Origin of the sequence: Thermosynechococcus sp. M98_K2018_005 (assembly GCF_015295825.1) — a bacterium.
Lineage (GTDB): Bacteria > Cyanobacteriota > Cyanobacteriia > Thermosynechococcales > Thermosynechococcaceae > Thermosynechococcus.
The window spans coordinates 17,718-27,643 of sequence record NZ_DVEH01000037.1 but is presented as its reverse complement, the minus strand read 5'-3'; the positions used below and the strand labels follow the sequence as shown (position 1 = coordinate 27,643).

9 protein-coding genes and 1 pseudogene are annotated in these 9,926 nt (G+C 52.0%); 6 read left to right on the top strand and 4 right to left on the bottom strand.

Annotated elements, in window-relative coordinates; all coding sequences use genetic code 11:
* Window positions 1-218: pseudogene (locus tag IGQ15_RS04865) on the bottom strand (substrate-binding domain-containing protein); the annotation flags it as partial.
* Between the two features lie 23 nt (window positions 219-241).
* Here IGQ15_RS04865 and IGQ15_RS04860 point away from each other — a divergent pair.
* The 5 genes from IGQ15_RS04860 (at window position 242) to IGQ15_RS04840 (ending at window position 6,975) form a co-directional block, all read left to right on the top strand.
* Window positions 242-1,015, top strand: coding sequence for a hypothetical protein (locus IGQ15_RS04860; RefSeq protein WP_297049148.1), 774 nt, complete (start codon window positions 242-244; stop codon window positions 1,013-1,015).
* Window positions 1,016-1,491: 476 nt separating this feature from the next.
* Window positions 1,492-2,658 carry an RNA polymerase sigma factor RpoD gene (gene rpoD / locus IGQ15_RS04855; RefSeq protein WP_297049146.1) on the top strand — a complete coding sequence of 389 codons (1,167 nt, stop codon included), beginning with the start codon at window positions 1,492-1,494 and terminating at the stop codon, window positions 2,656-2,658.
* A 10-nt stretch (window positions 2,659-2,668) separates the two neighbouring features.
* A complete protein-coding gene (locus IGQ15_RS04850; protein WP_297049144.1) occupies window positions 2,669-3,001 on the top strand; it encodes a hypothetical protein in 333 nt (110 codons plus the stop codon).
* Window positions 3,002-3,029: 28 nt separating this feature from the next.
* On the top strand, window positions 3,030-4,190 hold the full coding sequence (locus tag IGQ15_RS04845) for a PQQ-dependent sugar dehydrogenase (RefSeq protein ID WP_363315789.1): 1,161 nt from the start codon (window positions 3,030-3,032) through the stop codon (window positions 4,188-4,190).
* Between the two features lie 115 nt (window positions 4,191-4,305).
* On the top strand, window positions 4,306-6,975 hold the full coding sequence (locus IGQ15_RS04840; RefSeq protein WP_297049141.1) for a right-handed parallel beta-helix repeat-containing protein: 2,670 nt from the start codon (window positions 4,306-4,308) through the stop codon (window positions 6,973-6,975).
* Here the strand turns inward: IGQ15_RS04840 and IGQ15_RS04835 are convergent.
* Entirely contained in the window at window positions 6,972-7,238 is a 267-nt protein-coding gene (locus IGQ15_RS04835) for an Asr1405/Asl0597 family protein (protein WP_297049139.1), read from the bottom strand. The two genes, IGQ15_RS04840 and IGQ15_RS04835, sit on opposite strands and share 4 nt — an antisense overlap.
* Window positions 7,239-7,343: 105 nt before the next feature.
* Between IGQ15_RS04835 and IGQ15_RS04830 the strand changes: the two genes are divergently transcribed.
* The gene (locus IGQ15_RS04830; RefSeq protein WP_297049137.1) at window positions 7,344-7,874 is read left to right on the top strand and encodes a Dps family protein; all 531 of its coding nucleotides are present in this window, start codon (window positions 7,344-7,346) and stop codon (window positions 7,872-7,874) included.
* Between the two features lie 144 nt (window positions 7,875-8,018).
* Here the strand turns inward: IGQ15_RS04830 and lipA are convergent, their stop codons facing one another.
* Together lipA and IGQ15_RS04820 are read right to left on the bottom strand one after the other, a co-directional pair.
* The gene (lipA, locus tag IGQ15_RS04825) at window positions 8,019-8,915 is read right to left on the bottom strand and encodes a lipoyl synthase (RefSeq protein WP_297049135.1); all 897 of its coding nucleotides are present in this window, start codon (window positions 8,913-8,915) and stop codon (window positions 8,019-8,021) included.
* Between the two features lie 2 nt (window positions 8,916-8,917).
* Window positions 8,918-9,922, bottom strand: coding sequence for a permease (locus tag IGQ15_RS04820; RefSeq protein WP_297049133.1), 1,005 nt, complete (start codon window positions 9,920-9,922; stop codon window positions 8,918-8,920).
* Between the last annotated feature and the right edge of the window lie 4 nt (window positions 9,923-9,926).

Below are 9,926 nucleotides of genomic sequence, written 5' to 3'. Positions count from 1 at the left end.
ATAAATGTGGTACCACTGCCGTTAGAGCGGTGAGCAAACGTGATGGGTTTGTCCGGCAAAGTTTTGCCGGGGTTAGCAGCCACGAGTTGCGCGTCATTCCAGCGGGTAATTTTGCCTGTAACAATGCCACAGTACACTTCACGGGGTAGCTTCAATTCATCTACACCGGGCAGGTTAAAGACAACCGCACCACCTGCCATGGGCACCTGAATTGCATCTGCCTTCCCCCTAGAATAGGGGCATGGAAATTATCGAGAAATCTCAGCAGCGGCTGATTTTGCGCAGTCGCCCTTGGGGGGTGTGGCTAGCAGGTCTCATTTTCTGTGTTGGCGCTGCTGTACCGATTTGGTTTGCAGCTCGCTATGAGCTGGTGTGCCGCCATGAGGTTCGCGTTATTGATAGTCGCTGTCGCTGGGTGCGCTCTGGGGCAACGGGGGTACAGATCACCCAAATTCCCCTGAATCGGCTCCAAGGGGTGGGCATTATCGAGCAGTGGCGTTCTAGTCGCGGACGGCGCTACCCTGTCTATCAGGTGCACCTACAAACCAGCGGGGGCTCCATTGCCTGGGGTGAATTTACCCGCGATCGCCAGAGTCGGGAAGCTGTTGCTGAACGCATCCGTCGCTTTTTGCAGCAGCCGCAGCATCCCCCTTTGACATTAGTGGAAGACAATCACTGGTGGGGATTTTTGATCTTAGCTGTTGGCTGGGGCCTAGGCTTACCCCTGATCTTTATCGGAGCCAAGGTGCTGGTGCTGGTTTTTGATAAAAGTGCAGGCGTGGTATCGCTGCAATATAGCAGTCTTCTCAGGACAGAAAAGAAAACCTTCCCTTGGCATGACCTCAAGGATGTCGTCGTACAGCTCTCCCGTGGTAAGAAGGGCAGACTATCAGCTCGTTTGGCCCTGGAGTTACAAAGTGGGCAGGTGATTCCCCTGCGGTTTTATTACAGCAGTGATGTCAGAGGGATTCAGGTACTGCAGGCCACGATTCGGGCGTTTCGTGATCAAAGGTAACGGGTACGGCGGAACGGTGATAAATTAGCTAAGCTAGAAGCAAGAAATTTCCCGCAGCAGGGATAAAAATTTTATCTGAGAACAGCAAATTAGAATTTGTTAGCGGTTGTTGACGCGAGCGATCGCTAGCCCTGGGATTTTAGAAAATTTATCCCTTTGCTGTGGGCGATTTCTGTTAGAAAGGCTACAATCAATGAGGCTTTAGTTAAAATTAGTCAAAAGATTCCTGCACAGTCTCAACCGCTCGCTACTGCCTGCTCCCTGACCCCGTGGGTCACACAGGAGATTTTTCAAGATAATCCAGCGGCAGAGATCCTGAGAATGTGGAATCTAGAGCCTATTCCCCCGTCCAACCGCTTTCCTTAGCTGCATTCCATGATTGAAATGTGGCTGACGATTTTGGCGTCACCAAAGGCAACGGTTGCCGGCAACACACTGAAAATACACATTTAGGGAGATTTTACGAGGACAACGGCATGACCCAAGCGAATGTACTTGACGTTTACGACCCTGCAACAGCCCCCCTTGAAGACGAGGTGGCTCTGCTCAGTGACTATAGCCTTGATGCGGTAGAGATCGAGGAAGAGGAGAGCGAAGACTTTGAGGAGGTCAGTGATGATCTTGACGGCAAGCTCACAAAAGGTCGTGCCAGCCGACGACGGACACAGGTCAAGAAGAAACATTACACTGAGGACTCGATTCGCCTCTATTTGCAAGAAATTGGCCGCATTCGTCTGTTGCGTGCCGACGAGGAAATTGAACTGGCGCGCAAAATTGCCGATCTTCTAGAAATGGAGCGAGTGCGCGATCGCCTGTGCGAACAACTGGGCTGTACCCCTGAAGAACTAGAGCGCAACCCTGAACCCTGGGCGGAGGAACTGGGGATGACGGTGCAGGCATTTCGCCATCGTCTCTTTGTTGGTCGCAAAGCCAAGGAAAAAATGGTGCAGTCAAACCTGCGACTGGTGGTGTCGATCGCCAAAAAATACATGAACCGGGGGCTCTCCTTTCAGGACTTGATTCAAGAGGGCAGCCTAGGGCTAATCCGCGCTGCCGAGAAATTTGACCACGAAAAGGGCTATAAATTTTCCACCTACGCCACATGGTGGATTCGCCAAGCGATTACCCGCGCCATTGCCGATCAATCCCGCACCATTCGTCTGCCCGTGCACCTGTACGAAACCATTTCGCGGATTAAGAAAACCACTAAACTCCTCTCCCAAGAAATGGGGCGCAAACCCACCGAAGAGGAAATTGCCGATCGCATGGAAATGACAATTGAAAAACTGCGCTTCATTGCTAAATCGGCACAACTCCCCATCTCCCTCGAAACCCCCATCGGCAAAGAAGAGGATTCCCGTCTGGGGGACTTTATTGAATCCGAGGGTGAAACCCCTGAAGATCAAGTGTCGAAGCACCTGCTGCGCGAAGACTTAGAAACGGTATTGTGCACCCTTAGCCCCCGCGAGCGAGATGTGTTAAAACTGCGGTATGGCTTGGATGATGGTCGCATGAAAACGTTGGAGGAAATTGGTCAACTCTTTAACGTCACCCGTGAGCGCATTCGCCAAATTGAGGCCAAGGCCCTGCGGAAACTGCGCCATCCCAACCGCAACAGTGTCCTCAAAGAATACATTCGTTAAGGAGTCGTTTATGTTGCGTCCCCTCATTGCCCTGACTGTCGGTCTGTCTGCCACTTTGGTGGCCATGCCGCAACCCAGTTCTGCCCAAGCCTGTGCCTATGCCAAAGGAGTGAGTCAAAGTTTGAGCAATTCCTCATTGTTCGATAGTAGCAAGTTGCCGATCGCCCTTGGAGTAGGTGCAGGTGCAATTACAGCAGCGGCAGTGGGGGTGACCCTCTGGCAACGGCGGCAGCAAACTGATGCCCCGACCCCTGCTTCTGGTGCTGCCTCTTTGGAACTGCCGGTGGTCTTGCCGGAGTCTGAAGGTGCAGAGCGTTCTGAAGATGTGACACCCATTGCCTAGTTATCCATTTGTCAAATTACTCTCCCTCATGGGGGCGATCGGGGTATTCCTAGGCTGTAGTCCTATTGCGCAGTCGGATACCCCTTTACCTTTATCACCCTCTGAACCCCTGTTAGAATCGCAGCCACCACCAACACTGGCGGTACGCATTGAAACCGTTGTCGAAGGGTTAGAGCATCCTTGGGCAGTAACTTGGCTACCGGATGGTAGTGCATTGATTACTGAGCGCCCCGGCCGGTTGCGGCGATTTCACCAAGGGCGTTTAGAAGCCCCCATTCGTGGCGTGCCGCCGGTCTTTGCCCAAGGCCAAGGGGGCCTATTGGATGTCGCCCTTCACCCCCGCTTTGTCGAAAATAATTGGGTTTATCTTACCTATGCCCATGGCACGGCAGCCGCGAATCGTACTCGCCTAGCACGGGGGCGTCTGGTGGGCGATCGCCTTGAAGATGTGACAGTTCTCTTTGAAGTCTCGCAAGCGAAAACTGGGGGACAGCACTTTGGCTCCCGCTTGGCTTGGCTGCCCGACGGCACATTGCTCATGGCCATTGGTGATGGCGGCAATCCCCCAATTGAACTGGAGGGCAAATTAATTCGCGAGCAAGCCCAAAACCGCCGCAGTCATTTGGGCAAAATTATTCGCCTGCGGGACGATGGCACTGTGCCAGAGGACAATCCCTTTGTGGGCGACGCCACCGCCACCCCCGAACTGTGGAGCTACGGCCACCGTAATATTCAAGGACTCGTGGTTGATCCAGTCACAGAAACGGTGTGGTCAACGGAGCATGGCGCCCTTGGTGGCGATGAACTCAATCGCATTGAGCCCGGTGCCAACTACGGCTGGCCAGTGGTCACCTATAGCCGTGAGTATTGGGGGGCAGAAATTACCCCAGAGCGGCGCCGTCCCGGGATGGTGGATCCTTTGGTGGTGTGGACACCGGCCATTGCGCCTTCGGGTCTAGCAGTTTATCGGGGCGATCGCGCTCCCCAGTGGCAAGGTGCCCTTTTTGCCGCTGGTCTCGTCTCTCAAGATGTGCGCAAAATTCAAGTCAATACCAACAATGCTGTTGCAAGCCAAGGACGCATTCCGATAGGTCAGCGGGTACGGGACGTGCGCCAAGGTCCTGATGGTTATCTATACGTTCTCACCGACGATGCCCAAAATGGCCGACTGTTGCGTTTCATTCCTTAACGTTCAGCTAAACAGCTCTTTATCACTACTTAAATACAAGCCAATATCTTTATTGAGGAATAAAAAGCAGTTACAGGTGAGGTGTGACTGCTGTACTGTGTGTTGAGGAGTGTCTATGCGTTCTTCGGGGAAGCTGCTAGGGAGCTGCCTAGTTGGGTTGGGCGTCATTTTGGGATTGAACAACGCAGCCGTTGGCCAGTCGTCAGCAGAGGAAATTTTAGGGCCTCGAATCCAGCCCCGCGGAACGATTCGCTTCAATAGTGAAGGCGCCGGTTTTGGTAACTACCTCAGTGCAGAAACATTTATTCCGTTCTTTCAACAGCAGGGTGCCAGCGTTGGCTTCTTTGAAGGCAAACTTTTCATGGCCACGGCCAATACAGCCTTGGGGTACAATTTGACCCTTGGCTACCGTGCCCTAACAGGCAATCAGAGATTTGCCCTTGGTGGCTACCTATCCTACGATTTTCGCAACACAGGAGATGCAGGTTTTAACCAGCTTGGGCTTGGTCTGGAACTCTTGGGAGATGTTGATGTCCGTATAAACGGCTATATCCCCCTAGGAACTCGGCAAGTCCTTCTCAATGAAGCAGTCGGTTCAATCGGCACCATTCAAAACAACCAGATTCTTCTTGATCGCGATCGCCTTTTCCAAGAAGCGCTTACGGGTTTTGACTTTGAAGTGGGAACCCGATTGGTTCCATTAGGTAAAGACTATCTGCGAGGTTACGCAGGTTTATACTACTACAGCGGTGAGAGTATTCCTGATTTTGTTGGCGTCCGTGCCCGTTTAGCTACCCGCCCCATTGAGTACCTCAGCCTTAGTGCAACAGTGCAAAATGATGATCGCTTTGGCACGAAAGCTTGGTTTGGAATTGGGGTTTCTTTTCCCGGTGTCCCAGGCAGTCGCCGCCGTGCTCCGGAACAGGCGCAAAATGTAGCAGCCCGTCTAGGTGAATCTCCGGAGCGTCTCGGCTTTATTACAGTTGATAACGAACTTGTTGAGGATCAAATTGCGGCAATTAACCCTGCTACAGGCCAAACTTATCGCGTTTTCACAGTTGATACCGGGGCTGGCAGCGCGGCTCGTATTAATGATTTACCCCTTGCTCAAAACGATATTGTCTTAGTTGGTGTTGCTGACACCGGTGGCAATACCGGAGGTCAGGGCACAATTAATCTCCGAGATGGCGTCCAACTCCTTTCGACAACTGTTGATCGGCAACTACCAAGTACAGTAGGAGTCATTACTATTCCAGCGCTGACACCCAGTAGCCAAAAGCCTATTATCGCTGGTACTATTGTTTTAGCTAGGAATAACACAATTGATGGCCTTGATATTAGACCCGCTGCTGGCCAGCCTGCGATTATTGGTAATAACGTCAATCCACCGCGTATTCTCAACAATCAAATTACAACCATCAATGCCAACGGCATCAGTATAACGGATAGTACTGGTGTACAAATTACAAATAACCAAATTACGAGTACCAATGGCAGTGGCATCATTTTAGTCAATGCTGAATCCCCTGTCGTCCGCAATAACACCGTTACAATTACGAGCACAGTTGGCCCTGCCTTTAACCGCCGTGGCATCAGCATTACTGAAAGCACCAACGCGACGATTGAAAATAACACTGTTAATGGTGGTACTGGTGAGGGAATTGGCTTAGATAATGCCCTTGGCAATGTAACCATTCGTGGCAACACTGTCCGTGATGTTGGCCAAACGACAACAGATACGAATCTCGAAGCCAGTATCTTCATCCGCAACAATCGCGGCAACGCCAACATCACCATTGAAAATAATGTGACTGAAAACAACCTGACCCCAGGGAATCGCGTTGATGGTATCGAATTTAACCTCTGCCGTGGAGATAGCTTTGCCCCGCCCGATCGCTTCACTGATAACCAGTTTGCCAATTGTGCTGCCCCTGCAAGTGCAACGGTAACGGTTCGGAATAATCAGGTTCGCAACATTGGCACGGGCACTGACGGTAGTGATGGTATTGATTTCAATATTGGCGATGGCGCTAACCTCACAGCCGTTCTAGAAAATAATGTGGTTAACAATATTTCTGATGCGGGGATCACGTTTGATATTGTGAGCAGTGCCGCTCCAGTTGCCAATCCCACTGCAAACATTACAATTCGCAATAATCAAATCCGCAACATCCTCAATGATGATGCCATCACGCTGGAGTCCAACAGTGCAGGACAAGTGGTGCTGAACATTGAAAACAATGTCATCCAAAACATCAGTAACAATCACGATGGCATTGACATCGAGTTCACAACAACGGCTGCAAGTCCAGCGCCTGCAAGAGTCACAATTGTGGGGAATCAACTTAATGGCATTAGCGATCGCGGGATTGAAATTGACACGACGAATAATGCTCAGTTGCAACTTGCAGTTAGCAACAATACTGTGCAAACAACAGCTGGTGGTGAAGCAGTGCGCTTGCGTGCTCAGAATACTTCTCGCCTCAATGCCACGGTCAACAGCAACACCCTCACTCAAGCGAATCCTGCCACGCGCAGCCTAGAATTGCGCGCTGATAATAGTGCAACCCTGTGCAGCAATGTCTTTGGTAATGTGCAAACGAGTGGGGCGGGTTTCCGTTTACAGCCCCAAAATGTTCCTGTCACCTTCCGAATTGTTGATAGACCGAATCTTAGCCTTAACAACGGTGGGGTTACTATTAGCACAACTGGCGCAGGAACAGTCACTAACATTACGACTGCTACATTCAATGCGGCACCGCCTGTGGGTTGTACATTCCCCTAAGACTCAGCAGAATTGTGATACGCACTCAAGGTCGTCAAAGAGGACTGCCAACAGTGTTCGAGCCAGTCTATCAAGGTCTCCCGAGGGGCAGAGACTTGGCGTACCACTGACCACACCTGCAGTGCCGCTAGGGGGGAGTTGACCTCGACCCTCAGGGGTTGGTAGGGAGCATAATCACAGGGCACCTCTAGCTCAACTAGCCGTTGGTAGATCGGCCAGCGTAATTGCCACTGAACTGCAATAATCTGGGGATTTATGGACATTCAATAAGCACTCCATTATTGAAAATGTACAGAAAGGTAGTTTAGGATCGGGCTGTCAGAGCTAAGTTAGTTAGCTCACTAGTGTCCGTAAAGGAGCATCGTGCTATGACGACCAGTGCATTGCCACGCCAAGCGTTTGGCGAGATGGGTGACACGGTTGTGTTGCTGGAGAAGGCCACCACCACCCCAGTTTGTGAGGGGATGAATCGCCTCTTGGCCAGTTTTCAAGCCCTGTATTTGCAGTACCAAAAGCATCATTTTGTGGTTGAGGGGGCAGAATTTTATCCGCTGCATCAGTTTTTCCGAGACTGCTATGAACAGGTGCAAGGTCACGTCCATGACTTGGGTGAACGTCTGAATGGTCTGGGGGGCGTGCCTGTGGCGAGTTTTCAACAGTTGGCGGCTCTTTGCTGCTTTACCCCTGAACCCGAGGGGGCTTTTCACTGCCGGCAAATGCTCAGCAATGATTTGCAAGCAGAGCAGGCAATTATTGGGATTCTGCGGCAACAGGCTACCCAGGCAGAGAGTTTGGGCGATCGCGCCACGGCATATCTGTACGACCAAATCCTGCTGAAAACGGAGGAGCGTGCCTATCACATCGCTCACTTTTTGGCCGACGACAGCCTGAAGGCGTAGTCTTTCGCCATTTTGGTTAACGAACCCTAACACAAGAGACGCAAGATAACAGTTGTTCACAGAATGCCCCCCCTAAGGGGGTTTTTTAATGCGGATTTTTCCTACTGCTTAGCCTAACTTAGTTGCGATTAAATTGCAATAAATCTATCCGAAGGGGTTGGTTACAGGACGCTGGCGGGGATACTGTTGCATCAGGGCACGCACCTGCTCGGCATGGTAGGAACTGCGGGTAAGGGGAGAGGAGACCACCTGTAAAAAGCCCATGGATTCGCCAAGCTGCCGCCAGGCTTCAAATTGCTCTGGTGGAATAAAAGCCTGCACGGGTAAGTGTTTCGGACTCGGCTGGAGATACTGGCCAATCGTGAGAATGTCGCAGCCCACTTGACGCAGATCCGCCATCACTGCCGCCACTTCCTCAGGGGTTTCTCCCAAGCCCACCATGATGCCCGACTTTGAGTAAATCCAAGGGGCGCGATCGCGCACCCGTTGCAGCAGTTCCAGACTGCGCTGATAGTTGCCTTGGGGACGCACCCGCCGATAGAGACGCGGCACGGTTTCAGTGTTGTGGTTCAGCACTTCGGGACTGGCGGCGAGAATGTGATCCAAGGCCTGCCAATTGCCACAGAGATCGGGAATGAGCACTTCAATGGTGGTCTGGGGCGATCGCGCCCGCACGGCCTCAATCGTGGCCACAAACTGAGAGGCACCACCATCAGGTAAGTCATCCCGATTCACCGAGGTAATGACAACGTGATTGAGCCGCATTCGCAGCACCGCTTCTGCCAGTCGCTGCGGTTCGGTGGCATCCAAGGGCAGTGGCTTTTTCTCAAAATCAATATCGCAGTAGGGGCAAGCTCGGGTGCAAGCTGGACCCATCATTAAAAATGTTGCCGTTCCCTCATGGAAACATTCACCAATATTGGGGCAAGAGGCCTCTTCGCAAACGGTATTGAGGTTTAAGTCCCGCAACAGTTCCTTGACCGAACCGACTCGCTGCCACTGGGGGGCTTTGACCCGTAACCACTCTGGCTTAACAACCACGGCTAACTCCACTGCAAATTCAAAAATAAACAAAGAGAAAACGTCAATTGTGCCACCAACAGAAAGATGTAGATCAAAGCACGGGGGCGAAAAATCGTCAGCAGTAATCCCAGCCCCTTGAGATCGACCATCGGTCCGAGAACAAGAAAAGCAAGAATTGACCCCGGCGTAAACGTGGCAGCAAAGGCAAGGGCAAAGAAAGCATCAACAGTGGAGCAAATGGAAATCACTGTGCCCAAGATCATCATTGCCACAATCGAGATCACCGGCCCTTGGCCAAGGCTGAGGATGAGTTCGCGGGGAGCCGCCACCTGAATCATTGTCGCCACTAGGCTGCCAAGGACTAAAATTCCCCCCAGTTCGCGAAATTCCTGCACTACATTCTCTAGGACTTGGGGCAGACGCTGCTGCCAAGGAATCGTTGCAGTAGGTGGTGCAAGCGTGAGGGTTTCCATGGCAAGGGGTTGGCCGGGGGTTCCCAACAGGTAGGTGCCCGACTGGAGCAGGGCAGGAACAGCAGTGGCTTGGGATGGGGGGCGACGCATCAGGCTGGTGACCGTGGGCTGCAAAAAAGGGGTTAGATCCTTTTGGAAACTAAAAACCCAGCCAATAATGGTGGCGATCGTCAGTGAGAAGAGGACACGAAAGACAACAATCTCCGGTTGATCACGAAAGGCCGTCCAAGTGGCCCAAATCACAATCGGGTTGATTGTCGGTGCCGCCAACAAAAAACCAATGGCCACGGATGTCGGCAGTCCTTGCACCAGCAATCGCCGCGCCACTGGCACATTGCCACACTCACACACTGGAAAAAGAAAACCGATGCAACTGCCCACCAGAGCACCCAGCAGGGGCGATCGCGGTAAGCGACGAATCAGTGCCTGCTCATCGACAAACAGCAGCAGCACGCTAGAGAGCAAAATGCCCAGCAGCAGAAACGGCAGTGCTTCCACCAGTAGGCTCAGAAAAAGGGTAAAACCGCTTTGCAACTGATTCGCAAATGTCATGGGT